We start from the raw sequence: 26203 nt of genomic DNA on the forward strand, positions 1-26203 counted from the left end.
ATTCTCCACCGCGCGGGCGAAAAGCTCAAGCGTCCACGACACGTTTCCACCCATTCGGCCATAATCATGGCTCAGCAACAGCCTAAACCTCAGCGGCAGGAGCCCCATGTTCAATTTCGACTTTTACAATCCGACGCAAATCCTCTTCGGCCAAGGCCAGATCGCCGCCATCGCCAGCCTGATTCCGCCGCAGGCGCGGGTCCTGATGACCTACGGCGGCGGCAGCATCAAGCAGAACGGCGTCTACGATGAAGTCAGGGCGGCGCTGGCCGGCCACACGGTGCTGGAATTTGCCGGCATCGAACCCAATCCCAGCTATGAAACCCTGATGCAGGCCGTGGCCATGGTGAAAAGCGAGCGCATCGACTTCCTGCTGGCCGTCGGCGGCGGCTCCGTGGTCGACGGCACGAAGTTCATCGCCGCCGCCGCCCTGCATGAGGGCGAGGCCTGGGACATCCTGGCGAAAGGCGGCAAGATCGTCGAGGCCGCCCTGCCCTTCGGCACAGTGCTCACTTTGCCGGCCACGGGTTCCGAAATGAATGGCTCGGCCGTGATCACGCGCAAGGCCACGCAGGAAAAGCGCTCGTTCATGAGCCGCAAGGTGTATCCGAAATTTTCCGTGCTGGACCCGTCGAAAACATTTACCTTGCCGCTGCGCCAGGTGGGCAATGGCGTCGTCGATGCGTTTGCACATGTCATGGAACAGTATTTGACCTACCCCGTGAATGCGTCGGTGCAAGACCGCTTCGCCGAAGGCATTCTGTTGACCTTGATCGAAGAAGGCCCGAAAGCCCTGTCGCACCCGGATGACTACGATGTGCGCGCCAACGTGATGTGGAGCGCCACCCTGGCCTTGAACGGCCTGATCGGCGTGGGCGTGCCGCAGGACTGGTCCACGCACGCCATCGGCCACGAATTGACGGCCCTGTACGAGCTCGATCACGCGCAAACCCTGGCCATCATCCTGCCCAGCATGCTGCGCGTGCGCAAGCAGGCCAAACGCGCCAAGCTGCTGCAGTACGCGGCCCGCGTGTGGGGACTCGATGGCGGCGACGAGGATGGCCGCATCGAAGCGGCCATTGCCCGCACGGAATTCTTCTTCCGCCACATGGGCGTCAAGACGCGCCTGGCCGACTACGGCCTGAACCATGCCAGCGTGGATGCCGTCGTGGCCGCCCTGGAAGCGCACGGCATGACGGCGCTGGGCGAACAGCGCGAAGTAACACCCGCCGTCAGCCGCAAGGTGCTGGAACTGAGTCTGTAGATTCGGTCTGCACTGTTGTAAAACGGTCAGCCAAGGGGACAGCTGGCCGTGCTTCATGCTAAGCTGTCAACCGCTAGGGGTCCTGGAGCAGTCATCCGGGTGAGAGATACCCTTCGTACCTGATCTGGATAATGCCAGCGAAGGAAAGCGCAAAGTACCTCCCTCCTTTGATAGCTCCTGCGTTGGCGCCAGCCGAACAAGCAGCCTGCCGTGCTCTTTCCCAAGAGACGGCTTGAACCACGAGCAATCTATGTCCACACCGAATTTATCTATTTCTGTTTTGACCCTGGCCATCCTGCACGCGTTTGCCGCGCCCGCCCTGGCCGCGAATGACACCTCCGAATCCGCCGACCCGCAAGCCCAAAGCATGGCTGAAGTGGTCGTCACGGCCAGCAAGGCGCCGGCCGCCAAGCGCGCCTCCGTGGGCGGCTTTTTCGACGCGCCACTGCTGCAAACGCCGGCCGCCGTTACCGTCATCGGGCAAAAGGAAATACAGGACCTGCAAATCCGCAACCTCAGCGACGCCGTCAAGCTCGACGCCAGTATCAACGAGTCGTACAACGCCGTCGGCTATGCGGAGCAGTTCACCATCCGAGGCTTCAAGCTCGATACGAACTCCAGCTACCGCAAGGATGGCGTGGCCATTCCCGGCGATACGCAAATTCCGCTGGAAAACAAGGAACGCATCGAAGTACTGAAAGGCCTGGCCGGCTTGCAGGCAGGCGTGGCCGCGCCGGGCGGAGTGATCGACTTCATCGTCAAGCGCCCGACCAACGCGCCATTGCGCACCGTCACCGTGGAAGCGCGCGAACGGGGCACCCTGTACGGCGCCGTCGACCTGGGCGGACGCCTGGAAGACAAGCGCTTCGGCTACAGGGTCAACGTAGCGGCCGAGCGCCTGCGCTCCTACATCAAGGGCGCGGACGGCAACCGCAAGTTCATTTCCGGCGCCTTCGACTGGCAGATTTCGCCGCAGGCCCTGCTGCAACTGGACGCCGACTACCAGGACAAGGCGCAAGTGACGGCGCCCGGTTTCCAGTTGCTGAGCAATGGCAGCCTGCCCGCCAACGTCAGCGCCGACGCCATGCTCAACAAGCAACCGTGGACACATCCCGTGGAAACCGTCACCAGCAATATCGGCCTGCGTTTCCAGTACGCTTTCAATGACGACTGGCACGCCACCTTGTCGGCCAACCAGCACTCGTTCAAGCGGGACGACTATACGGCCTACCCGTATGGTTGCAGCCCGGAAGGCTGGACTCCTGTGTTCTGCAGCAATGGCGATTTTTCCGTGTGGGACTTCCGCAGCCTGGGCGAGACGAAAAAGCCGCTGAGCGCGCAAGCCATGATCCAGGGCAAATTCGCCACGGGTAGCCTGCGCCATGAATTCACGGCCGGCGTCTCCTACTTCAACCGCAAGGACCGGGCCGGCAAGTACGTCTACGACGAAGTGGGCATCAGCAATATCTACCGTCCCGTCATCGTCGCCCCATCCGACGGTGTCACGGGTCCCGTGCGCCTGGTGCGCAACGACAAGGAAAAATCCGTCTTCGTGCAGGACATCGTCAGCCTGGCGCCAAGCTGGAAGCTGCATGGCGGCGTGCGCCATATCGATGTGGATGGCTACCAGTATGTACTGAAGGCAGACAAGGAAATCCGCGCCAAGCACGACTTCCTGCTGCCGAACGTGGCGCTGGTGTACAACCCGCAAGACAATATCGCCGTGTACGCGTCGTACTCGCAGGGCATGGAACACGGCGGCACGGCCGACCGCTACGCGGAAAACGCCAATGTGGAACTGACGCCGAGCCGCTCGAAGCAGATCGAAGTGGGCGTGAAGGCGGACCTGACGCCGGACTTCATGGTCGCCGCCACCCTGTTCCAGATCCGCAAGGGCCTGGAATTCAACCAGCCGCTGGCATCGGAACCGGAAAAGTACAACTTCGTGCGCGAAGGCCAAGCCCAGCACCGGGGACTGGAATTGTCGGCCCAGGGCAAGGCATCGGCCAACCTGAACCTGGGCGCGTCCGTGACGGCACTGAACAGCCAGCAGTCGGATACGGGCAGTGCGGACTACGATGGCAAGCGCGTACCCAACGTGCCGTCCTTCAAGGCCGCCGTGCGCGCCGACTACGCCGTGCAACAGGTGGCGGGCTTGAGCGTCAATGGCAGCTGGGAATATGCGGGCAAAAAGGCATTCGAAAACAACAACACTACCTTCGTGCCGTCATACAGCGTGTTCAACCTGGGCGCCGCCTACGCCGCGCGCCTGGCCGGCACACCGGCCGTGCTGCGCGCCACCGTCAACAACGTGACGGACAAGTTCTACTGGCGCGACGTGACGCCGGAAGCAGGCGGCTACCTGTTCCCGGGCGCAAGCCGCACCTTGAAGGTGTCGGCGCAGTTCGACTTTTAATTAAGTAGAAGAAACGGCAGGCGCCGCATCGAGCGCCTGCTGCAACAAAGGCGCCGCCTGTGCCAGGCGCGCCTCCAGGCTGTCGTGCAACACGTGGTAGGCGATGCCACGCGCGTCGAGCTCGTCGAGCAGGTAGCGGTAGATCAACTGGCGCACGCCTTCCGACTCGCGCTGCAAGCCGTCGGCCACCCACGGGCTGTCGGGCGCCGTCACCAACGTCACATCGTACTGCGTGGCATCGGCCAGCGCCGCCAGCTGCGCGTCCGCGCCATCAAAATAATGGCGGCTGTAGACCATCGTCATCAAGGGTGTCGTGTCGCAAAACAGGAAGTGACGCGCTTGCGCGGCGGCTGCCGCTTCGCGTTCGACTTGCGTACGAGCAATACCATACTGGTCCGCCGCGACGGGCACCCGGCCCTGCGTTGCCACGAATTCGCGCAAGTATTCCGGCACCCAGACGGTGCCGTAGCACTCGGCCAGGGCGGCCGCCAGGGTCGACTTGCCCGACGATTCCGCGCCCAGGATCGCCACGCGCACGCAAGGCTCCATCACTTGAGGACCATGGCGCCGGGCGCGGCCGGGGCCGACTTTCTCCACGCCAGCAAGCCGATGATGGCCATCACCACGAAGAAGGCGTACAGCACGGCCGTCAGGGTCAGGCCCTTGTGCAGGTACAGCCAGACATACAGCACGTCGACGATGATCCAGGCGATCCAGTTTTCCAGCTTTTTGCGCGACAGCAGGAATTGCCCGACGAGGCTGCCTGCCGTGAGGAAACCGTCCGCATGGGGCACGTCCGTGTCCGTCGTCGTCAGCAGCCAGGCAATGAGCAGGAAGCCGACCAGCCAGCCCGCGGCGCAAGCCAGCCAGCCGCGCCCATCGAGGCGCGTGACGGGCAGGGTCTTGCCGCCGCTGGCCGGATGCAGCCACTGGTACCAGCCCCAGAACGAGACGCTGATGAACAGCAGTTGCAAGGCCATGTCGCCATACAGGCGCGACTCGAAAAAGACGAAACCGTAAGCGGCCGAGGAAATGATGGCGAACAGCCACGCCCAGTGATTCTGGCGAATATTCAGCGCAACGGTTGTCAGTGCCAGGACAAAGGAAATCAGTTCAAGCGGCGTGGTGGCAAAACCCAGCAGGAGAAGCGTATCGTTCATGGGAATCGTGATGAGGCTGGTGGTGCAGTATGCAATACCGGCCATGAATAAGCAAGATTGCCCGCACCGTCACGCCCCTTCCCTCCTCGGCCCGCTCAGGCAAAGCCACCCTTGACGGCGCGCGCCAGCGAGCGCTGCACGATCAGCTTGTGGAAAGGCCGGATCAGCAGGATGTAGGCACGTCCCACTCCATTATGGCAATGCACGACGCTGGCCACGGTCACGCAGCCATGCCTGCCTTCTTGCTTGCTGCGCAGCACCGACAGGCGAAAATCCAGGTGGCTATCATCCTCGCCCAGGATGATTTCATCAACACTGCGCGCATAGATGCGAAAAATGCCGATGCGCTCGCCTGGCCTGGCTTCCATCTGCCTGGCTGTCTTGATGCCGAAGCGCGCCACGATGGCGTCGCGCAGCACCATCAGGCTCCGCGCCCAGCCCGGCTGGCTGCCCAGCAGCTGGCGCGCCAGGCTTTCCATGTCCAGCTCGCGGGCACGCGCGTTCGGCAGGTCGACGGCATACGCATCGGCCAGGTTGCTGCCCGGGTATAAGGGGGCGATGCTGGCGCCAGGCGGCAAGGCCACGGCGCGGACGGCGATGTTCATCTCTTGCATGTGCTCTCCATGTGTTCAGTGATAACATGAGCATCATACACGACAATGTGAACAGCGATAACATAGAATGACAACAACGAGTACCTATCATCACGGCAACTTGCGCGACACCCTGGTCGCCACCGCCATCGCGCAACTGGCGCAGCAAAGCGACGCCGCCCTCTCCCTGCGCGAACTGGCGCGCACGGTGGGCGTGTCGGTTGCCGCCGTGTACCGCCACTTCCCCAGCAAGGAAGCCTTGCTGGCCGAGGTGGCGGCGGCCGGCTTCGCCAGCCTGATCGCCAAATGGGAGACTGAACTGCCGCCGCCAGGCAGCCTGCCGGCGGAACAGCGTTTTCAGTTGCTGGGCCAGCAATACATCGAATTCGCCCTGGCCGCGCCCGCCCACTACCGGCTGATGTTCGAACACCAGGACGTGCGCCAGTTCCCCGCCCTGCAGGAAGCGGCGCAAGCATGCTTTCAGTATGTGCTGCAAACGGCCGGCGCAGCCGTGCGCGAAGCGGGCCTAGCTCCCCGCTGGGACAAGGCCGCCGCCAGCGCCGGCTGGTCGCTGGGCCACGGCTACGTGATGCTGCTGCTGAGCGGGCGCCTGGCCATGGCCGACGGTGGCGACGATTTGTCGCCGGCGATGGTGCCGCGCTTTTTTCAGTTGCCGGTGGAGGCGCTGACGCCAGCACCGCTGTCCTGAATCCGGCATGGTCTCTCCAGTTTGCGTTACCCAAGATCAGGAAGGGACGCATCCATCAAATGCCAGGTCACGTCGTCGTCTGGCAAATCCAGCAGCCAGTCGCGGCGCGGTTGCGGGAACGACGCGCCCTGGTTCAGCCAAGCCTGGCGCCAGTACTGGTTGACGATCGCCTGCAGCGGATGGTCGGCCGCTACCCACGGTTGCCAGACGCCGCTGACCGGACACGCTTGCCCGCAAACGCAGCTCAACCATGGCTCGGGACGCGCCACCTCGCGCAGCAAGCCGCGCGCCGCGCGCAGCTCCACTGCCCCATGGTTATGCCGTATCGTCAGGCACTGCTCCCATGTCACGCTGCCATAACGTACCTTGCCAGCGGCATCCCGCAAGCCGAAATGGCGGAACTCTTCGCCTTTGCGAAATAGCCGGGCCGGCTCCGTCAAACCCTGCCCACCGGCGGGTTGCCAATATGCGGAAAATGGCGCAGTCGGCGCATCGCTGTGCAAGCCGGTGGGATGCAGCGCATAGTCGGCGGCCAGGAAATATGGTTTTTGTAACAGCGAGGCGGCGCTTGGTTGCGGGATGGCTGGCGGCGGGCGGACACCCATGGCGGCGTCGAGCAGGCTCTTTCGTTGACCATCCCACGGCGGCAGATCGGCCGGCGGCAATGGCAAGATTTTATCGAGGTTCGGAAAGCGGCGATTGGGGTTGAAGCCGAGGGCACGATTAAGTACGCCGTAACGTTCACCGCGAGCCTTGTCCACATATGGCGCCAGCATATCGGCAAGATCAAAAGGTGAACCAAATTCAATTGCCAATGCGCTCGCACATTCTGCGCAGCCAAACTTGACTCCCTCATGCAATACATTTAGAGCACGCTGTTTGGTTGTAGGAGTTCGATCGCCAATCTCATCGCCATTCGCAGCTCTTGGTATTGCATACAAATAGTGCAGGTTAAACGCAGCAGGCCCGTATCCTTGAGAAAGCGCACATGCCATCATTTTTATCGCTACAGGAATATTGGCCCAATATCCAGGTATAGCACCGTCTGTTCCCGCTCTTAATTTCTCTCCTAAAAATGCCATCGCCTGAGGATTTCCCATGACAGCAGCCTTTTGCCAGAATGCATAGGCGCGAGTGATGTCGCCGTCAACACCGGTGCTGTTCGCATAATATGTCCCCATCCTGTCATACGCTGCCGGTATCCCGAGCCGCATCGCCTTTTCCACCAGTTGCACCGCTTCTTCCTCACCATATAAAGGATCGCGTCCTTCCACATACAGGCTGGCCAGGTTGAGCATCGCCTTCCAGTGCAATCGCTGCGCCGCTTGACGCGTGAGATCGACAATTTTTTTGTAATCGCGGTCTTCCACGAAAATTTCAGGATCTTCCATGGCGCGCGCTTCGAGTAGCCAGTCTTCCGCTTGCGCATCGATGGGAGGCACCTTGTTCGATTCGATTTCACAAATGAAATCCGCGACATGCGGATTGAAAAACGGCAGGCTTTGGTTACGTGGCAAGACTTCTTCTTTGTCGTTTGGCATTTTGCAGGCAAATAAAGGGATACACAGGAAAACTACCAATACGGAACATGGCAGGCGAATGAATATATTTTGATACTGTTTCATGCTCACCCCAGACGTATGGTAGAACTTCGGCTATCTTCTAATGGCAACAAAAAACCAATCATTTTTTTTAATTTTGCTCCTCCTTGTTTTGCCAGCTTTTTCGTCCGATTGGCCTTCATTAAGTTTCCCCACTTTTCAAAAGCATCCACAATCTCCCCCTTCGTCCCGCCCCCGCCATCGACCAATCCCCCGCTATGCATGCGCCACACCCGCTTGCGCAAATCGCGGGCCACGCGGCGGTCGATGGTGGCGATATTGATTTCGCTATCGACAGCCATGCTGCGCTGGTTCAGGTTGGCGCTGCCCAGCGTCATGAACACGTCGTCGACCAGCATCAGCTTGGAATGGATGTAGATTTCGCGGTAGCGCCAGCAGTCCTTCTCAAACGCGCTGACATTGAGCATGGCCACCGATACCTTCAGCCCGAATTCGCTTTCAAGCGTCATCACGCCGGGTTTGTTGATGCCGTTGGAATGCTGCACCACGTCGGGCAACTTGACTTCCGCCTCGGTGGAAATACCGAATCCTGCCCTGACACGCCGGGTTTTCGGTCGCTTGTTATAGTCGTCGATCATGGTGTTTTGCCCCATCATGCCAGCGTGCTGCCCCAGTGCCGCCAGCGTGTCGTGGGTGCGCGGCACCATCTGCGCCCGCTCCGGCACCGGGATGACGATGAGCACGTGCATGACCGGCATATCTTCAAGACTCTTGCCCGCCTTGACACTGCCGGCCTTCCAGGCGGCGACGACGCGCTTGCGCTCGGCCAGCAAGTGTTGGGCCCATTCTTCATACTGGAAATACTGGTTTTCCACATACAGGTAGCCGGCCGCCAGGCTGGCCTGGGTTACCGCGCGAAAATAGGTTTCCTTGATCGTCTTGTCTTGTTCCTCGGGCTGCGTCAGGACGATCTGCACGGTGGAGTCATCCGGCTCGGCCTTGCGCAACAGCCGCGCCGGCGGGCTGCCGCGTGGCAGTTCGCGGCTCACGCTGGCATTGGCGGCGCCATGAGTTCGATCGCCGGCCGCGCGATCCCATGCCTTCGCAAAATTATTGTAGAGCGCGATGAGCGCACGGCCACCGTCGATGCGGCAGGCATAATCCTGATACGGTTTCAGCGTGGCGAACCCACCGTCCGCAGCCACACCCTGCAAACACTCGCGCCGCTCGTTGACACCGCCCTGTTCGCGGCGCGTAGCCGCTGGCGCGGCTGGCATAGGGATGCTTGTAGTTGAAGCTGGCCAGCGTGAGCGAGCCTGAAGCGATCTTCCGTATTGCCTGCCAATCGCGTATGCCGTCGCCCTCCAGCGAGCCCGCGCCGCTGCGAAACACCATCTCGTCGGCGTCGCTGGCATGGCGGTCGCTTGGGTCGATGCTATCGGTCAGCCAGGTATTGTCGCCCAAACAGAGCGTATGGCCGTCGGCGCGATGTTCATACCAATAATGGATACCCTGGTCTTCCCAGCGCCGGTGCAGATGGTTGTAATCGGTTTCATTATGCTGGTTGGCGCAGGTTAATATCGCTTTTTCCTCATGCAGCCGGTTTTGCCAGTCGCGCTGCAAATAATGATCGAAGGTAGTTTCGCTGATGTCGATGACCGTGCGTCCGTGGAACGAGACGTTGTCCATGCGCAGCCTGGAAAACGCCAGCCAGGGTTGCAGCACCATCTGGTAGAACGCGAAACCGCCATCGCTGCGCAACAAGCGAAATTCGCCGACATAACCATTAAAATGGCGCAAGCTGGCGTCATCGCGCACCATCGAAATCGTGACCATGCGTCCCATCATCGCTGTCAGGGGAATGTGGAGATTGTCGGACAGCAGTTCGGCGTCGAAGCGGAAGTCGCGTGACATTTCCTCATGTGCCCGCAAGCTGTTGACCAGCAGCGCTGGTATCGGGCGGACCATCGTCGCGCGGAAAATCCATGCGCAGCAAGCGGCTGTCCTGGACTCGCCTGCTCGCTCCGAAAAGGCGCGCCAGATCAGCTGCCAGCTTGCCATCATCCATATTGCCTCCTTCGGACTTGTTTCCCCTAGCCCATGCTAACCATGGTGAACGCTGGCATATTGATGGAACTCAAACTAGTTGCCCATACGTAAAAAAGCCGCATCGGCCCAGTCGGCGGATGCGGCTTGTTTAGCGTCGAAAGTTACTTCTTTGCTGACTTCACGGCCTTTGGATACTTGATGGTCATTTCCTGCAGCAGGTTATCCGCGTGGTCCACTTCCTTCATCACCCACAGCATGTAGCGGATGTCGAGGTGGATGGCGCGCGTGATGGCCGTGTCGAAGTACCAGTCCTTGGTGATCGATTCATACGTCGAATCGAAGTTCAGGCCGATCAGTTCGCCACGCTTGTTCATCACGGCCGAGCCGGAATTGCCGCCCGTGGTGTCGGCGCTGGTGAGAAAGTTGACGGGAACCGTGCCCAGCACCGGGTCGCGGAACTGGCCATAGCGTTTTTCCTTGACGGCGTCGAGCAGCGCTTGCGGCGCTTCGAACGGGGCCTTGCCCGTGACTTTCTCAACGATGCCTTCCACGGTCGTGAACGGCCCCTTGGTGATGCCGTCGCGCGGCGAGTACGGCGAGACGGTGCCGTAGGTCACGCGCAGGGTCGAATTGGCGTCAGGATAGACCGGCTTGCCTTGCGATTTCTTCCAGGCGATCACGGCTTGCATGTATTGCGGAATCACGCGCTCCAGGTTGCCGTCGATTTCCTTGCGGCGCTCTTCCAGCGCCGCGTCCACCGGTTGCAGCTTGATGGCCAGCGTCATGAAGGCGTCGTCGGACTGGGCAACGGCGGCCTGGTCCTTTTCCAGCCAGGCCAGGCGCTTGGCCGTGTCAGCCAGTTGCGTCTGCTGGTACAGGGCTGCTACGGCGCTTGGCGCCGGCAGCAGCGCGTCCAGGCCTTGCGGATGGCTCTTCGCCGCCAGTTGTGCGTAACGCTTCAGGCCCGCGGCAAAACGCGCCTGGTCGACCTTGTTGACATACGACTGCTCCAGACGCGCCAGACGGGCCTTGATGAAGGCCAGGTCGCGCTGCTGGAAGCCCGATTCGCGCTCGGCGTCCGCTTTCTGGCGCTCCAGCGACAAACGGTAGATGGTGCGCGCGCTTTTCAGCAAGTCGCTGTTGGTGGCCACCGACCAGGCGAACTCTTCTTCGCTCAAGGCCATGTCGCTGGCGATCGCCGCATCCAGTTCGGCCAGCAGGGTGGTCGAGACGTTCGGCTGCCTGGCGTACCAGGCGCGGAACTCGGCATCCTGCACATCCTTGATGGCGGCGATGTCCTTGCGGGCGAAACCGTCGAGCAAGCCCTGGGTTTTCTTCAGCACGTTGTTGATGCCTTTCACCACGCTGGCATAGCGCACGGCAGCGGCCCCATCGCCATTGGTGGCGTCGGCCATCACGGCCAGGTCAGCTTGCAGTTCGGATACTTTCAGGGGGAAGGCCGTATCGCGCGCGAAGCGGATTTCCGCCGGCAGCTTGTAGCGGCTGGTGCGGCCGGGGTAGCCCGCCAGCAAGATGCCGTCACCGGCCTTCAAGCCTTCGGCCGAGACCACCAGGAAGTCCTTCGATTTGTACGGCACGTTGTCGGGCGACGGGTCGGCCGGACGGCCATCCTTGCCCACGTAGGCGCGCAGGAACGAATAATCGCCCGTGTGGCGCGGCCATTCGTAGTTGTCGATGTCGCCGCCGAAGTTGCCGATCTTGTCCGATGGCGCGTACACCAGGCGCACGTCGCGTATCATCATCTGGCGGATGCGGTAGTACTCGAGGCCGCGGTGGAAGGCGGGTACGGAGCAGCGGTACATCTTGTCCGTTTCGCATTCGGCGATCAGGTCCTTGACGCGCTTTTCCACGGCTTCGTGGCGCGCGCGTCCGCTCATGTCGGCCGTCAAGCCTTTCAGCACGCGCTCGCTGACGTTCTCCACCTTGTCCGTCACATACACCAGGCTGTTCGGACCGCCCGGCAGCTCGCTAGCGCGCGTCTTGGCCAGGAAGCCGTTGGTGATGTAATTGTGTTCCGGCGTGGAATTTCGCTGCACGGCGCCATACGCGCAGTGGTGGTTCGTCACCACCAGGCCCGCGTCGGAAACGAAAGCAGCCGAGCAACCGCCCAGCGACACGATGGCGCTCATCGGATGCTTGCTCAGGTCGGCCAGTTTTTCTGCAGGAATGTCGATGCCGACCCGTTTCAGTTCGGCTTTCAGCTGTGGCAGTTGGTGTGGTTGCCACTGCCCTTCGTCGGCGTGTGCGCCGGCGAACGCGCCCAGTAAGGCGACGGGTAAAACGATTGTTTTGAACAAGATATGCCCCTCCATAAATAGCAGGCGAAAGTATAGCCTGTCCAGGCGGCCTGAGTCGGCAAAAATTAACCCTTTGCAATTTCTGTATCAGGCGCCAGGCCGCCCCGCCCCCGGCAAGGGAATTTGCAGGGACAGGCGGCAACCGGCGCCCGACGCCGGCATACCCACCTCGAAGTGCCCGCCCAGCGCCGTCACCCGCTCGGCAATGCCGATCAGGCCAAAGCACTGCTTTTTGCGCTGCTGCTGTGGCGTGATGCCGATGCCGTTGTCGCTGATGGCCACGTACACGGCGCAGGCATCCGAACTGAGCTCGATCTCGACCTGGCTGGCCTGGGCGTGACGCATGACGTTGCTGAGCGCTTCCTGCACGATGCGGAACAGCACGATCTCGACCTGGCTGCCGATGGCGGCAAACAGGGCCTCGTCGCGTATCAGCAGGCGGCAAACGACGCCGCTGCGCTTGCGGAAATCGCCTACCTGCCATTCGATGGCGGCCTGCAAGCCCAGGTCCAGCGCCATCGGGCGCAGCTCGTTCATGATGCCGCGCACGCTCTTGATGGTGGTGTCGACATTGCTGAGCACGGCGCCGACCCGGCGGTGCAGGCGCGGATGGGAACCCTCGGTGCGCGCGCTGAGCATGGAAATATCGATGCGCAGCGCCAGCAGGTTTTGCCCCAGTTCATCGTGGATATCGCGCGAGATGCGCTTGCGCTCGTCTTCCTTGGCCGTTTCCAGGTGCAGCGCCAGCTGGCGCAGCTGCGCGTGCGACTGGCGCAGGGCGCCATCCATCAGCTTGCGTTCGGTAATGTCCGTGTGCGCCACCACCACGCGCAGCGGCTCTTCGCCAAGGAAACGGCTGATCCTGGCCTGCGACCAGCGCGGGCCGGCGCGCGTGGCAAATTCATACTCGAGCGCAAACGTGTCGGCAGTGCCGGCAATGACGGAACGGATGCCGGCGGCCAGCTCGCGTCCGGCGCTGCGCTGCCAGCGCGGGTCCGTTTCGCAAAATTCCAGGTACTGCAGCAGCCGCGGCGTTTGCCCCACGAAGGCCAGGCATGCCTGGTTGGCATGCACGACGCAGCCGGCCCGGTCCAGCACCAGCACCCGGTCCGTCAGCGAATCGATGGTGGCGTGAAAGAAACGCTCGGCATCACGCAAGGCTTCCTGCGCCCGCTCGCGCTGGTGCACTTCCAGCTGCAGATGCTGGTTGGCTCGCAGCAATTCGGCCGTGCGCTCGATGACGCGCTGGTCCAGCTCGCGGTGCAGTTCACGCAAGTCCGCCTCGGCCAGCTTGCGCTCGGTGATATCGGAAAACACGCCGACAAAATGGCTGATGGCGCCGTCCTGATTGCGCATGGGCGTGATCGACAGCGATTCGACGAAGCGCTCGCCACTCTTGCGCCGGTTCACCAGTTCGCCATACCAGCTGCCATTCTGGTGCAGGCTGCGCCACATGGCTTCATAGAAATGCGGCAAATGCGTGCCGCCGCCGAGAAAGGACGGATCGCGCCCGATCGCTTCCTCCGCCTGGTAGCCGGTGATGGTGGTAAAGGCGGGGTTGACGGAAATGATGCGGTTGCCGCTGTCGGTCACCAGCACGCCTTCGCGGATACTGTCGAGGATGACAAAGGCGCGCCGCAAGGCCGATTCGCGCGCATGCTCGTCGCCCAGGTCCGTCACCACCATGCGCGCCGTGGCGCTGGCCGCATCGACATTGGCCTCGATACGCACCATGCCGCGCATGCCACCCACTTCGCCTTCGAACAGTTGCGCTTCGAGCACCTGGCGCGTGCCGCTGCTGAAGACGGCGTCGAGGAAACGGCGGAAGCTGCCCTGCGCCTGGGGCGCGACAAATTGCTCGAAACGCCGCCCCAGCAGCTGGTTCTTGTCGCGCTGCAACAAACCGCAGGCCGCCACATTGACACGTGTGATGACGCCCTCGCGCGCCAGCGAAAAATAGCTGACGGGCGCCTGTTCATACAGCTGCGCATAACGGTCGCGGCTGCTTTCAAATTCATTCTTCAGTTGCTCCAGCTCGGCCAGGGCCGCACTCTGCATTTCCAGCTCGATCTGGCTGACCTGCAGCTCATGCAGCTGACGCATTACCTCTTCATTCGACTGCGGCGGCGATATCGGCTGGCGCTGCTGCGCCAATTGCTCCGCCTGCGCTCGCAATCTGGCCGCCACGCTACCGTCGTCGAATGGTTCGCTCATGACGCTCTCTTTCCTGCTTTCCCGTCTGCTACGGCGCCGGACTGGATCTGGCGCAGCTGGGCTTCCAGTACCTTTGACTCGGTAATGTTAATAAAGGTCACCACCACGCCATCGATCACGTTTTCCACCGTGCGGTACGGCATGATGCGCACGTTGTACCAACGCCCGTTCTTGGTCTCCACCTGCCGTTCGCAAAACACCAGGCTACGGATGACTTCCAGTGCATCCGCCTCAAGGTTCGGGTAAGCGAGATCGTTGACGATGTCGCTGAGCGGACGGCGCAAGTCCGTCTGGATCAGCTTGTAGATTTGCGTGGCCGGCGCCGTGAAGCGGCGGATGCGCAGCTCGCTGTCGAGGAAAATGGTGGCGATATCGGTACTATTGAGCAGATTTTTCATGTCGCTGTTGACCAGCGACAAATCGTCGACCTTCGATTGCAACTCGGCATTGACCGTGTACAGTTCTTCGTTCAACGACTGCATCTCTTCTTTCGAGGTGGTGAGCTCTTCGTTCGCCGATTGCAACTCTTCATTGGTCGATTGCAATTCCTCGTTGGCCGATTTGAGTTCTTCGCGCGAGGTCTGCATTTCGTCGCGCACGGCCTGGATTTCATTGCGCGCCTGGATCAGCTGTTGCTCCAGTTCCAGCACCTTGGGGTTTGGCGAGCGGCCCCGGCGCGAGGTGGCCGCCAGCGGCACGTTGGCAAACGTGACGAAGAGCATGCCGCGCAGCGCTTCGGGCTGGCGCAAGGCTTCCGCCGTCAAATCCACACCCTGCGCCAGCCCTGCGTGATCCTTGAGTACCAGGCCTTTCAGGCGCACCACGCTGTCGCTTTGCAGCGCCTGCTTGATCAGGCCCGCCAGCTCGTAGCGCAAACCGTCGCGCGCCATCGCGTGGATATTCCAGTTAGCCTTGCCTGCAGCCGGTTCCAGGAAGGCACCCGTGCGCCCGTTGATATACAAGATATCCCCATCCTGGTTCAGCAGCACGGCCGCAGGCGAATATTTCTGGAGCAATAATTGCTCGACGTGGGATTGGATTTTTCCGGGCATGCTGACGTCTCTCGTGTCGCTGGGGGTAGGAGGAGTGGCCGACGATACCTTCGTGGGGAAGTACGTCAGCAAGCGCCGGCGCGCCAGGTTGTCGAGGCGGCGGTACAGCCGGGTGGATGTCGTCAGGGGCGCGAACAGCTCGGAAAAGTGGCAGGGCGTGTCGGCGCTGCCGAGTAGCAAGATCCCATCGCGGTTCAAGGCGTAATGAAACAGGGGAATCAAACGCTGCTGCAGCTTGGCATTGAGGTAAATCAACAGGTTGCGGCAGCACAGGATATCGAGCTTGGTGAAGGGCGGGTCCGAAATGATGTTTTGCTGGGCAAAGATGATCATGTTGCGGATCTCTTTCCTGACCAGGTAATCGTTCTTGTCCTGCAAGAAAAACCGTTCCAGTCGCTCGGCCGACACATCGCTGACTATCGTTTGCGGAAAGCAGCCCTGGCGGGCGCGGTCGATGGCGTCGGCCGACAGGTCGGTGGCAAAGATCTGCAGGCTGTACTTCGCCGGCGGCTGGCTGCTGGCCACCACTTCATGGAAGACCATGGCCAGCGAATACGCTTCCTCTCCCGTGGAACAGGCAGGAATCCACGCCTTGAAAGCGCGCCCGTCCGGGTGGGCCGCCAGCATTTGCGGCAAGACCACCATCTTCAGGTATTCCCACACTTTCGGGTCGCGGAAAAAAGTCGTCACGCCGATCAGCAACTCCTTGAACAGCAGGTCAATTTCCCCTGGATTGTTGCGCAAATAGGGAATGTACTCTTCCATCGACGTCATCTGGTACAAGCTCATGCGGCGCTCGATGCGGCGCAGTACCGTATTGATCTTGTAGTCCGAGAAACTGTTACCCGTATGTTCGGACAGCAAGGCGACGATTTCCTGCAAGGAATTGCGTCCGCTGGCTTCCCTGCCCGGCAACGCCAGGAAGCTGCTGCGAAACAGGTAACTGACAATCTTTTCCGGCATCTTGTCGGGAAAATCGACGAGGTCCACCGCGTCGGCGGCGATGGCGCTTTGCGGCATCATGTCGAACTTGGCCGTATCGGGATGCTGGGCCAGGGTCAGGCCGCCCGCCTGCTTGATGGCCTGCAAGCCGCGCGTGCCGTCGCTGCCCATGCCGGACAAGATCACGCCCACGGCCAGTTCGCCCAGCTCGGCCGCCAGGCTTTCGAAGAAAGCATTGATGGGCAAGCGGTGTCCGCGCAGCTGCAGCGGCTCGCTGAGCAGGAAACGGCCCTTCGACAGGCCCAGGTCCGCATTCGAGGGAATCACATAGATATGGTTCGGCCGCAATGGCGCCTGGTGCGTGATTTCCGTGACGGGAATGCTGGTAGCCCGCTGCAGCAGCTCCGGCAACAGGGCTTTTTGCGTGGGATCAAGATGCTGGATCACCACATAGGCGATGCCGCTTTCCAGCGGCACATGGGTCAGGAAAGCGACAATAGGGTCGAGTCCGCCAGCTGAAGCGCCGATGGCCACCACCGGGAAATCGATGGTGGCCATCTCATGCGCTGGAGCTTTGCTGTGTTTGCTGCGTGTCATCGTCGGCAAGAATACAGCCACGGCACGTGCGCCAGGCTGGCGGATGAATAATCTTGCATTCTAGCATCCAAGACGCACGGCAAAAATGCGAATTTGGCGCCGCGGTTGCTTACCCCTACTGCGCCGGCGGCACATGCCAGCCGCCGCCCAGCGACTGGATCAGGGCCACGGCCGTCGTCTGGCGGTCCGCCTGCGCCTGCACCAGCGAACGGCGTGCCGACAACGCCGTCACCTGCGCCGTCACCACGTCCGTATAACCGACCTGGCCCGCGTTGTAGCGGTTCAGCATCTGCTGCTCGACCTGGTCGGCGGCGAACGACGCCTGCTGGCGCAAGGCCAGCTGTTCGGCCAGCGCGCGCGTGGCCGACAACTGGTCTTCCACGGCGCCAAAGGCGGCCAGCACTGTCTGACGGTAGCGCGCCACGGCAGCCTCATGCCCCGCCTTGGCCGCATCCACGCTGGCCGTGGTGGCGCCCGCGTTGAACAAGGTTTGCGCGGCCGACACGCCCAGCGACCACAGGCTCGACGATGCATTGAACAGGTCGCCCACACGGCTGGCGCCGGAACCGTAGGAACCCGTCAGGTTCAGGCTCGGATAGTAGGCGGAGCGGGCGATGCCGATCTGCTCGTTGGCCACGGCGACCCTGCGCTCGGCGGCGGCGATGTCGGGTCGGCGCTGCAGCAGGGTCGACGGCACGCCCAGCGGCACCTCGGGCACGGTCAGGGTCCACGGCGCCACGGCCAGGCTGAAATCCGATGGTGCGCGGCCCAGGAGGATGGCGATCGCGTGTTCCAGCTGGGCGCGTGCGCGCGTCTGGCCGGACAGGTCGATCTGCGCATTGGCCAGCTGCGTCTGCGCCTGCAGCAGGTCGGACTTGGCGGCGATGCCGGAATTGAAGCGGTTGCTGGTGATGTCGAGCACGCGCTTATAGCCAGCTATGGTGGCGTTCAGCAGCGCGATCTGCGCATCGCTCTGGCGCAGCGAAAAATAATTGGTGGCCAGCTCACCCTGCGCCGACAGGCGCGCCGCAGCCAGGTCGGCCGCGCTGGCGCTGGCGCTGGCATCGGCCCCCGTCACGCCGGCGCGCAGGCGGCCCCATATATCCGGTTCCCACGACGCGCCGATGGCCGCCTTGAAGTCATTGTTCGTCTGCTGCTCGCCGCCGCCACCGGAACGGGCACCGCTGCCCGTCAGGTTCACGCTGGGGAACAGCGAGGCGCGCTGTTCGCGCACCAGCGCGCGCGCCTGCTCGTACGAGGCGACGGCTGCCGCCACGTTCTGGTTCGAGATGTCGATGCTGTCGGCCAGCTGGTTCAACTGCGCGTCGCCGAACAGCGTCCACCAGGGGCCACGTTCCAGGGTATCGGCCGGCACGGCCGGTTGCCAGCCGGCCGCCTCCTTGAAGGTTTGCGGCGCGGCGGCCGTCGGCGTTTCATATGCGGGACTGACGGCGCAGCCGGCCAGCAGAACAGCGGCGGCCAGCGCCAGCAGGTGGCGTGCGGGTACGGCGGATACGATAGGTTTTACTTGCTTCATGATGGTGTACTCGGGTTATCTGGCCCAGGAATGCGGCTCAATTGCTGCTCGTCGGCGCTGCGCGTGCGCAGCTTGTCGAGCAGGATGTAGACCACCGGGGTGGTCAGCAATGTGAGTAACTGGCTGGCAATCAGGCCGCCGATGATGGCGACCCCCAAGGGCTGGCGTAGCTCTGACCCCTCGCCGAAACCGATCGCCAGCGGCAAGGCGCCAAGCGCCGCCGCCAGGGTGGTCATCAGAATGGGGCGGAAACGCAGCAAACATGCCTCGCGCACCGCCTCCACAGCTGTCAGCCCGCGCGAACGCTCGGCCTCCAGCGCGAAGTCGATGATCAATATAGCATTTTTCTTGACGATACCGATCAACAGGAACACGCCGATCAGGGCGATGATGGAAAACTCCATGCGGAACATCAGCAATGCCAGCACGGCGCCCACCCCCGCCGACGGCAAGGTTGACAGCACGGTGATCGGGTGGATCAGGCTTTCGTACAGGATGCCCAGCACGATATAGATCACCACGATGGCCGCCAGGATCAGGAGCGGCTGCTCCTTGTTGCTGTCCTGCGCACTCTTGGCCGAACCCTGGAAGCTGCCGCGCACATTCACCGGCATGCCGATTTCCGACTCCGCCTGGGCCACGGCCGCCTGGCCGTCGCTGAGCGGATAGCCGTCGGCCAGGTTGAACGACACGGTGGTGGCCAGCTCGCCGCCCTGGTGGTTGATGGAGGTGGCCGTCGAGCTTTCGGCAAAACTGCTGAACGACGACAGCGGCACCATGTGCGCCAGGGTGGTGGACAGGGCAGAGCCGCTGGACGGGTCGCGCGCTGCCGTCGTGTTGGACGTCGTCGCGCTTACCGCCGAAGTGATGGCGCTGGTGGTCGTGCTGACGCCGGCCGCGTTGGAAGCCGGCACATACACGGAGCGCAGCGCTTCCGGGCTTTGCGCATAGCGCGGCGCCACTTCCATGATCACGTGGTACTGGTTCAGCTCATCGTAGATGGTCGCCACCTGGCGCTGGCCGAAGCTGTTGTACAGCGCATTGTCGATGTCGCGCACCTGCACGCCCAGTTGGGTGGCGCGGTCCTTGTCGATGCTGACAAAGGTTTCCACGCCGTTTTCCGCCTGGTCCGTGTCGACGTCGATCAGGGCTGGCTGCAGCTTCATCTGGTCGGCCAGTTTCGCTGCCCATTTCTTCAGGTCCGCCTGATTGTCGCTGATCAGGGTGTATTGGTAGGTCGAATTGCTGGAACGCCCGCCCATGCGCAAATCCTGCACAGGGTTGAGGAACAGCGAAATCCCCGTTACCTTGGCCAGCTGCGGGCGCAGGCGCGCGATCACGGCCTGGCCCTTGTCGGTGCGCTGAGAGGCCGGCTTCAGATCGATGAACATGAAACCGCCCCCTGCCCGTCCGCCGCCCGTAAACCCGACGACGGTGGCGACGGCCGGATCGTCCTTGATGATGTCGACCAGCTGGCGCAGCTTGCCCTGCATGGCCTGGAACGAGATGCTCTGGTCGGCACGCATGCCGCCGTTGATCTGGCCCGTGTCCTGCTGCGGGAAGAAGCCCTTGGGCGCGGCCGCAAACAGATACACGTTCAGGCCGACGACGAACACCAGGATGGTCATCACCAGCGCGGCGCTGGACAGGGCCCAGTCCAGGCAGTGCTCATACATTTTCAGCATGCGCTCGAAGCCCCGCTCGAACCAGCCCGCCACGGCACCCGGCGGCTTGTGCTGCTCGCCGCTTTTCAGCAGCCAGGCGCACATCATCGGCGTGGTGGTCAATGAAATAACCAGCGAAATCATCACGGCAGCCGACAGGGTCACGGCAAATTCGCGGAACAAGCGCCCCACCTGGCCGCCCATGAACAGCAGCGGGATGAAGACGGCCACCAGCGACAGGCTGATCGACAGCACGGTAAAGCCGACTTCGCGCGCGCCCAGCAAGGCCGCCTTGAAACGGTCCATGCCGGCCTCGATGTGGCGCTGCGTGTTTTCCAGCACCACGATGGCATCGTCGACGACAAAGCCGGTGGCCACCGTGAGCGCCATCAGGGACAGGTTGTTCAGGCTGAACCCCAGCACGTACATCACGCCGAAAGTGCCCAGCAAGGAGACGATGGTGGCCACGGCCGGGATGATGGTGGCGCGCACGCTGCGCAGGAAAGCGCTGACCACCAGCACCACCAGCACGATGGAGAGGACCAGCGTGAATTCGATCTCGTGCAGGGACGAGCGGATGGAATTGGTGCTGTCGGACGCCACTTGCAGCTTGATGTCGCCGGGCAGCTGCGCCTGCAGTTGCGGCAGCAGTGCGCGCACGCCGTCCACGGTGGCGATGACGTTGGCGCCCGGCTGGCGCGTGATCAGCACGATGACGGCCGGGTCGCCATTGAACAGGCCCAGGGTATTGTTGTTCTCCACGCCGTCGACCACCTCGGCCACGTCGTCGAGGCGGATGGCGGCGCCATCGCGCCAGGCCACCACCAGGCTGCGGTAGTCGGCTGCGCTGCGCCCGCCCGAGGCGGTGCTGGCGCCCGAATAGATTTGCAGGCTGCGCTCGTCCCCGGAGATCGCCCCCTTGGGCCGATTGGCGTTGCTGGCCTGGATGGCCGCGCGCACGTCTTCCATCGACACGGCATAGTGATTGAGCTGGTAAGGCAGCAGTTCCACGCGCACGGCCGGCAGCGAGCCGCCGCCCAGCTCCACGTCGCCCACGCCCTTCACTTGCGCCACTTTCTGCTGCACCAGGTTCGACACGGCATCGTAGATCTGGCCCGGCGTGCGCGTCTTTGACGTCAGCGCCAGGATGATCACGGGCGCGTCGGACGGATTGGCCTTGCGGTAGGTCGGATTGCTGCGCAGGGTGGCCGGCAAGTCCACGCGCGCGGCGGCAATGGCCGCCTGCACTTCGCGCGCGGCCGAATCGATCTTGCGGTTCAGGTCGAACTGCAAATTGATGCGCGCCGAACCCGTGCCCGACGACGACGTCATCTCGTTGACCCCGGAAATCACGCCCAGGCGCCGCTCCAGCGGCGTGGCCACCGAGGTGGCCATGGTCGCGGGGCTGGCGCCTGGCAGGCTGGCGCTGACGGAAATGGTCGGGTAGTCGACCTGCGGCAGCGGCGAGACGGGCAGCACGAAGAAGGCGCCGACGCCCGCCAGCGCGATGCCGATGGTCAGCAGCACGGTGGCGATGGGACGCTTGACGAACGGTTCGGACAGGTTCACGCGGCGCTCCCCGCACCCGGTTTGTCCAGGCTGACACCGTTCTTCGCCTTGCTTGCGAAGCGCTGGCCCAGGCGGTCGAAGCCCAGGTAGATGACGGGCGTGGTAAACAAGGTCAGCACCTGGCTGACGATCAGGCCGCCGAAGATGGCCAGGCCCAGCGGACGGCGCAACTCTGCGCCCTCGCCCCAGCCCAGCATCAGCGGCACGGCCGCGAACAGCGCTGCCAGGGTCGTCATCAGGATAGGGCGGAAACGCAGCAGCGCCGCCTGGTGGATGGCTTCCTGCGGGCTCTTGCCCTCGTCGCGCTCGGCCTCGATGGCGAAGTCGATCATCATGATGGCGTTCTTTTTCACGATGCCGATCAGCAGGATGATGCCGATGATGCCGATCACGCCCAGGTCTTGCCCGGAAATCATCAGCGCCAGCAAGGCGCCCACGCCGGCCGACGGCAGGGTCGACAAAATCGTCAGCGGGTGGATGTAGCTTTCATACAGCACGCCCAGCACGATGTAGACGCAGACGACGGCGGCAAGAATGAGCCACAGCTGGTTCGACAGCGAGTTTTCATACGCGCCGGCCGCGCCCAGGAAGGTCAAGGTCACAGACGGCGGCAAGGCGATGTCTTTCGCTGCCGCGCGGATGGCGTCGACAGCGCTGCCCAGCGCCACGCCTTGCGTGGTATCGAAGCCGAGTGTCGTGGCCGGATACTGCGCCACGTGCGTGATCTGCAATGGCGCCTGTTTTTCGCTGACGCTGGCAAAAGCAGACAGCGGCGTCGACTTGCCGGAACCCGTGCGCACCTGCAGTTCCGACAGGTCGGCCGGCGTGGTGACGATGCCGGGCTGCGCTTCGAGGATCACGCGGTACTGGTTGGTTTCCGTGAAAATGGTCGAGATGATGCGCTGGCCGAAGGCGTTATACAACGCGTCATCGACGGTGGCCGTGGTGACGGACATGCGCGCGGCGCTGTCGCGGTCGATGGCCACCACGACGGCGGCGCCCGTGGCTCCCGCGTCCGTGACCACGTTGCGCAGCTGCGATTTTTCGCGCATGCGCGCCGCCAGCTTGCCGGCCCACTCGGTGACGGTGGCCGTGTCGGCCCCTTCGAGCGAGACGCGGTATTGCGTCGGCCCCGATTCCGCATCGATGGTCAAATCCTGCGTCGGCTGCAAATACAGGGTCACGCCAGCCACCTTGGCCACGCGGTTGCGCAGGCGCTCCATGATGTCATCCTGCTTGCCGCTGCGCGGACGCTTGAGATTGATCAGCATGCTCCCCGTGTGCAGCATGGTATTGTTGGCCGCATCGACGCCCACCAGGGAACTCAGGGTATCGACAGCGGGATCTTCCAGCAACGCGCTGGCGGCAGCCTGCTGCAAGGTGGCCATGCGTTCGTACGAGACGGCTTGCGAGGTTTCGATGCGCGCCTTCAGCTGCCCCGTGTCCTGCGTGGGGAACAGGCCTTTCGGGATGATGATGTACAAAATCACCGTCAGCAGCAAGGTGACCAAAGCCACCAGCAGGGTCAGTCCCTGGCGTTTCAGTACCCACACCAGCGCATGGTCGTACTGCACGATGACACGGTCGAGGAAAGCCTGGATGCGCTGGCCCGTGGCGCTGACCTTTTCATCGGCACGGCTCTTCAGCCAGCGCGCCGACATCATCGGCACCAGGGTCAGCGAAACCACGCCGGAAATCAAAATCGTGATGGCCAGGGTCATGGCAAATTCACGGAACAATCGGCCCACCACGTCGCCCATGAACAGCAGCGGAATGAGCACGGCGATCAATGACACTGTCAGCGAGATGATGGTAAAGCCGATCTGCGACGCGCCCTTCAGGGCCGCCGCCATCGGTGTTTCGCCCTCTTCGATGTAGCGGGCGATGTTTTCGATCATGACGATGGCATCGTCGACGACAAAGCCGGTGGCGATCGTCAGCGCCATCAGGGACAGGTTGTTCAGGCTGTAGCCGAGCAAATACATGACGCCGCAGGCGCCGATCAGCGAGATCGGCACGGACAGGCTGGCGATCACCGTGGCGCGCAGGCTGTGCAAAAAGGCGAAGATCACCAGCACCACCAGCAGCACGGACAATAACAGTTCCATTTCCACGTGCTCGACCGAGGCGCGAATGCCCGTCGTGCGGTCGCTCAGCACGTCGAGCTTCATGGCCGCCGGCAGGCTGGCCTGCAGGTCGGGCAACAGGGCCTTGATCGCGTCGACCGTCTTGATGACGTTGGCGCCGGGCTGGCGCTGCACGTTCAGGATGATGGCCGGCTGCTTGCCCGACCAGGCGCCCAGGCGCGTGTTTTCCGCGCTGTCGACCACATTCGCCACGTCGGACAGGCGCACTGGCGCGCCGTTTTTATAGGTGATGATCAGGCGCTTGTAGTCTTCCGCCGTCACCAGCTGATCGTTGGCGTTGATGGTAAACGAGCGCGTGGGGCCGTCGAAACTGCCCTTGGCGCTGTTGACGTTGGCCGCCGCGATGGCCGTGCGCAGGCTGTCGAGGCCCAGGCCGTACGAGGCCAGCAGCTTGGTATCGCCCTGGATGCGCACGGCGGGACGCTGGCCGCCTGACAGCGACACCAGGCCCACGCCGCTGACCTGGCTGATCTTCAGCGCCAGGCGCGTGTTGACGATATTCTGCACCTGCGTCAGCGGCATCGTGTCCGAGGTAATGGCAAGCGTCAGCACGGGCGCGTCGGCCGGGTTGATCTTCGCGTACACGGGCGGTGCCGGCAAGTCGGTGGGCAGCAGGGAACCGCCCGCGTTGATGGCCGCCTGCACTTCCTGCTCGGCCACGTCCAGGGTCTGGCCCAGGGTGAACTGCAAGGTGATGATGGAGACGCCGGCAGCGCTGGTGGAACTCATGCGCTGTAAACCCGACATTTGCCCGAACTGGCGCTCCAGCGGCGCCGTCACGGTCTGCCCCATGACTTCGGGACTGGCGCCCGGGTACAGCGTCTGCACCTGGATGGTGGGGAAGTCCACCTGCGGCAAGGCGGCCAGCGGCAGTAACTTGAAGCCGACCAGCCCCGCCAGCACGATGGCCAGCATCAGCAGCGCCGTGGCGACAGGGCGCTTGATGAAGGGAGTCGATGGACTCATTGCGCTGCGCCCTTCGCTGGTACCGCTGGAACGCTGGCCGGTGCGGATGCGGAAGCCGCTGCCGATGCGCCGGCCGCGCCGTCAGCGTGCTGGCGGCGGTGGCGGCGTTCGCCGTTTGCGCCAGCCGCGCCGGCGCCACCCGCGGCAGGCTTGTCGCCCGCCAGGGTGACTTTCGCGCCTTCCTTCAGACGGTCGGCACCTTCCGTGATGACTTGCTCTCCCGCTTCCAGGCCGGCGCGGATTTCCACCATGTCGGTGGTGGCCTGACCCCGCGTGACCATGCGCACGGTGACGGTCTTGTCGGCTTTCAGCACATACACGAAGTCGCCATTGTTACTGTGGCGCAGGGCCGTCACGGGCACCAGCACGGCGCCCGTGATATTGCCCAGCTCCAGGCGCACGTTGACGAACTGGCTGGGGAACAGGGCCATCTTGTCATTCGTGTAGCGGGCCTTGGCGCGCACGGTGCCCGTCTGCACGTCGACCTGGTTATCGAGCGCGCTCAGGCTGCCCTTGTCCAGGGTATGCGTGCGCGTGCGGTCCAGCGCCAGCGCCGCCAGGGCCGAACCGGCATTCAGGCGCTCCTGAATGGTCTGCACTTTATCCTGTGGCACGGAAAACTGCACGTCGATGGGCGACAGCTGCGTCACCACCACGACGCCGCCCGCGTCGCTGGTGCTCACCAGGTTGCCGATATCGACCACCTTCAGGCCCGCGCGGCCGCTGATCGGCGAGACCACCCTGGTATAGCCCAGGTTCAGTTTGGCCGTGCCTTCGGCGGCGCGGTCCGTCATGACGGTCCCTTCCAGCTGTTTGACCAGGGCGGCCTGCGTATCGACATCCTGGCGCGCGATGGAGTCCTGCCCCAGCAGGGTTTGATAGCGTTTCAGGGTCAGGCGCGCGTTTTCCAGCTGCGCTTCATCGCGCTGGCGCTGGCCCGTGGCCTGCATCAGCGCCATCTCGAACTGCGCCGGATCGATCTGCGCCACCACCTGGCCCGCCTTGACCATGCCGCCTTCCTTGAATTTCAATTCTTTCAAAATGCCCGACACTTGCGGACGCACCGTCACGGTGGATGCCGCCGTCACGGTGCCCAGCGCATCGAGCAGCACGGGCAAGTCGGACTTCACGGCCGTGGCCACGCCAACGGTGGTCGAGGGGCCGCCGCGGCGTCCACCGGGGCCGCCTGGCCCGCCAGGGCCACCGGCGCCAGGTTGTGCGCTGACGCCCGTATGGGTCAAATACCAGGCAGCGCCGCCTAGCGCGGCCATCACTGCCAGCGCGATGACGCTGCCGACGATTTTCGAGCGGCGGCTGCGCCGTGGGGTATTGGGTGCTGTCTGCGAATCCATCGCTTATCCTTGTATAGGCCGCTGGCACGGCGAGTCTGTGGTGCCGGCCGAGGTGGAACACACTCAGGCCGGACGACCGTTTTTCGGGGTTA

The 26203-nt window shown here is 63.0% G+C and carries 16 protein-coding genes and 1 riboswitch; of the genes, 3 read left to right on the top strand and 13 right to left on the bottom strand.

Annotated features, from left to right (window positions below; all coding sequences use genetic code 11):
* The first annotated feature begins 106 nt into the window (after positions 1–106).
* Positions 107–1264, top strand: coding sequence for an iron-containing alcohol dehydrogenase (locus ACQ4WP_RS04825; RefSeq protein ID WP_436518926.1), 1158 nt, complete (start codon positions 107–109; stop codon positions 1262–1264).
* A gap of 65 nt (positions 1265–1329) precedes the next feature.
* A riboswitch (TPP riboswitch) is annotated at positions 1330–1427 on the top strand.
* Positions 1428–1514: 87 nt separating this feature from the next.
* Complete coding sequence (locus ACQ4WP_RS04830; protein WP_436518927.1) at positions 1515–3680, top strand: TonB-dependent siderophore receptor; 2166 nt, start codon at positions 1515–1517, stop codon at positions 3678–3680.
* On the opposite strand, the gene ACQ4WP_RS04835 is transcribed toward ACQ4WP_RS04830, so the two are convergent.
* From ACQ4WP_RS04835 to ACQ4WP_RS04845, 3 genes are all read right to left on the bottom strand, one after another.
* Positions 3681–4229: an AAA family ATPase gene (locus ACQ4WP_RS04835; protein WP_436519135.1), complete on the bottom strand. Its 549-nt coding sequence runs from the start codon at positions 4227–4229 to the stop codon at positions 3681–3683.
* A complete protein-coding gene (gene pnuC, locus ACQ4WP_RS04840; RefSeq protein WP_436518928.1) occupies positions 4229–4840 on the bottom strand; it encodes a nicotinamide riboside transporter PnuC in 612 nt (203 codons plus the stop codon). The genes ACQ4WP_RS04835 and pnuC overlap by 1 nt, the downstream gene beginning before the upstream one ends.
* 95 nt (positions 4841–4935) lie before the next feature.
* A complete protein-coding gene (locus ACQ4WP_RS04845) occupies positions 4936–5454 on the bottom strand; it encodes a DUF2867 domain-containing protein (RefSeq protein ID WP_436518929.1) in 519 nt (172 codons plus the stop codon).
* A 67-nt stretch (positions 5455–5521) separates the two neighbouring features.
* Between ACQ4WP_RS04845 and ACQ4WP_RS04850 the strand changes: the two genes are divergently transcribed.
* Entirely contained in the window at positions 5522–6142 is a 621-nt protein-coding gene (locus tag ACQ4WP_RS04850; RefSeq protein WP_436518930.1) for a TetR/AcrR family transcriptional regulator, read from the top strand.
* Positions 6143–6168: 26 nt separating this feature from the next.
* Here ACQ4WP_RS04850 and ACQ4WP_RS04855 read toward each other — a convergent pair whose 3' ends face one another.
* The 10 genes from ACQ4WP_RS04855 to ACQ4WP_RS04900 all read right to left on the bottom strand — a co-directional run bounded on the left by ACQ4WP_RS04855 (position 6169) and on the right by ACQ4WP_RS04900 (position 26111).
* Positions 6169–7767 (bottom strand): tetratricopeptide repeat protein, encoded by a 1599-nt coding sequence (locus ACQ4WP_RS04855; protein ID WP_436518931.1) that lies wholly within the window; start codon positions 7765–7767, stop codon positions 6169–6171.
* 2 nt (positions 7768–7769) lie between these two features.
* Positions 7770–8462: a phospholipase D-like domain-containing protein gene (locus tag ACQ4WP_RS04860; RefSeq protein ID WP_436519136.1), complete on the bottom strand. Its 693-nt coding sequence runs from the start codon at positions 8460–8462 to the stop codon at positions 7770–7772.
* Between the two features lie 352 nt (positions 8463–8814).
* Positions 8815–9768: a type VI secretion system Vgr family protein gene (locus ACQ4WP_RS04865; protein WP_436518932.1), complete on the bottom strand. Its 954-nt coding sequence runs from the start codon at positions 9766–9768 to the stop codon at positions 8815–8817.
* A 146-nt stretch (positions 9769–9914) separates the two neighbouring features.
* Positions 9915–12071, bottom strand: coding sequence for a S46 family peptidase (locus ACQ4WP_RS04870; protein ID WP_436518933.1), 2157 nt, complete (start codon positions 12069–12071; stop codon positions 9915–9917).
* Between the two features lie 87 nt (positions 12072–12158).
* A complete protein-coding gene (locus tag ACQ4WP_RS04875; protein WP_436518934.1) occupies positions 12159–14285 on the bottom strand; it encodes a PAS domain-containing sensor histidine kinase in 2127 nt (708 codons plus the stop codon).
* The gene (locus ACQ4WP_RS04880) at positions 14282–16837 is read right to left on the bottom strand and encodes a chemotaxis protein CheB (protein ID WP_436518935.1); all 2556 of its coding nucleotides are present in this window, start codon (positions 16835–16837) and stop codon (positions 14282–14284) included. The genes ACQ4WP_RS04875 and ACQ4WP_RS04880 overlap by 4 nt, the downstream gene beginning before the upstream one ends.
* 154 nt (positions 16838–16991) lie before the next feature.
* Entirely contained in the window at positions 16992–18413 is a 1422-nt protein-coding gene (locus ACQ4WP_RS04885) for an efflux transporter outer membrane subunit (RefSeq protein ID WP_436518936.1), read from the bottom strand.
* Positions 18410–21646 carry an efflux RND transporter permease subunit gene (locus ACQ4WP_RS04890; protein ID WP_436518937.1) on the bottom strand — a complete coding sequence of 1079 codons (3237 nt, stop codon included), beginning with the start codon at positions 21644–21646 and terminating at the stop codon, positions 18410–18412. Before ACQ4WP_RS04890 ends, ACQ4WP_RS04885 begins: the two co-directional genes overlap by 4 nt.
* On the bottom strand, positions 21643–24759 hold the full coding sequence (locus tag ACQ4WP_RS04895) for an efflux RND transporter permease subunit (RefSeq protein WP_436518938.1): 3117 nt from the start codon (positions 24757–24759) through the stop codon (positions 21643–21645). The genes ACQ4WP_RS04890 and ACQ4WP_RS04895 overlap by 4 nt, the downstream gene beginning before the upstream one ends.
* Positions 24756–26111: an efflux RND transporter periplasmic adaptor subunit gene (locus ACQ4WP_RS04900; protein WP_436518939.1), complete on the bottom strand. Its 1356-nt coding sequence runs from the start codon at positions 26109–26111 to the stop codon at positions 24756–24758. The genes ACQ4WP_RS04895 and ACQ4WP_RS04900 overlap by 4 nt, the downstream gene beginning before the upstream one ends.
* Between the last annotated feature and the right edge of the window lie 92 nt (positions 26112–26203).

The sequence above is a fragment of the Janthinobacterium lyxosi genome, from assembly GCF_051380665.1.
In the GTDB taxonomy this organism is placed as follows: Bacteria; Pseudomonadota; Gammaproteobacteria; order Burkholderiales; family Burkholderiaceae_D; genus Janthinobacterium.

Bases quoted from the DNA above. Each gene is read 5' to 3' on its own strand.
- ACQ4WP_RS04875 (WP_436518934.1), bottom strand. From the start codon at position 14,285: ATGAGCGAACCATTCGACGACGGTAGCGTGGCGGCCAGATTGCGAGCG.
- ACQ4WP_RS04850 (WP_436518930.1), top strand. From the start codon at position 5,522: ATGACAACAACGAGTACCTATCATCACGGCAACTTGCGCGACACCCTG.
- ACQ4WP_RS04865 (WP_436518932.1), bottom strand. From the start codon at position 9,768: ATGATGGCAAGCTGGCAGCTGATCTGGCGCGCCTTTTCGGAGCGAGCA.
- ACQ4WP_RS04895 (WP_436518938.1), bottom strand. From the start codon at position 24,759: ATGAGTCCATCGACTCCCTTCATCAAGCGCCCTGTCGCCACGGCGCTG.
- ACQ4WP_RS04835 (WP_436519135.1), bottom strand. From the start codon at position 4,229: ATGGAGCCTTGCGTGCGCGTGGCGATCCTGGGCGCGGAATCGTCGGGC.
- ACQ4WP_RS04845 (WP_436518929.1), bottom strand. From the start codon at position 5,454: ATGCAAGAGATGAACATCGCCGTCCGCGCCGTGGCCTTGCCGCCTGGC.
- ACQ4WP_RS04825 (WP_436518926.1), top strand. From the start codon at position 107: ATGTTCAATTTCGACTTTTACAATCCGACGCAAATCCTCTTCGGCCAA.
- ACQ4WP_RS04860 (WP_436519136.1), bottom strand. From the start codon at position 8,462: ATGCCGGTCATGCACGTGCTCATCGTCATCCCGGTGCCGGAGCGGGCG.
- ACQ4WP_RS04880 (WP_436518935.1), bottom strand. From the start codon at position 16,837: ATGGCCACCATCGATTTCCCGGTGGTGGCCATCGGCGCTTCAGCTGGC.
- ACQ4WP_RS04900 (WP_436518939.1), bottom strand. From the start codon at position 26,111: ATGGATTCGCAGACAGCACCCAATACCCCACGGCGCAGCCGCCGCTCG.
- ACQ4WP_RS04830 (WP_436518927.1), top strand. From the start codon at position 1,515: ATGTCCACACCGAATTTATCTATTTCTGTTTTGACCCTGGCCATCCTG.
- ACQ4WP_RS04855 (WP_436518931.1), bottom strand. From the start codon at position 7,767: ATGAAACAGTATCAAAATATATTCATTCGCCTGCCATGTTCCGTATTG.
- pnuC (WP_436518928.1), bottom strand. From the start codon at position 4,840: ATGAACGATACGCTTCTCCTGCTGGGTTTTGCCACCACGCCGCTTGAA.
- ACQ4WP_RS04885 (WP_436518936.1), bottom strand. From the start codon at position 18,413: ATGAAGCAAGTAAAACCTATCGTATCCGCCGTACCCGCACGCCACCTG.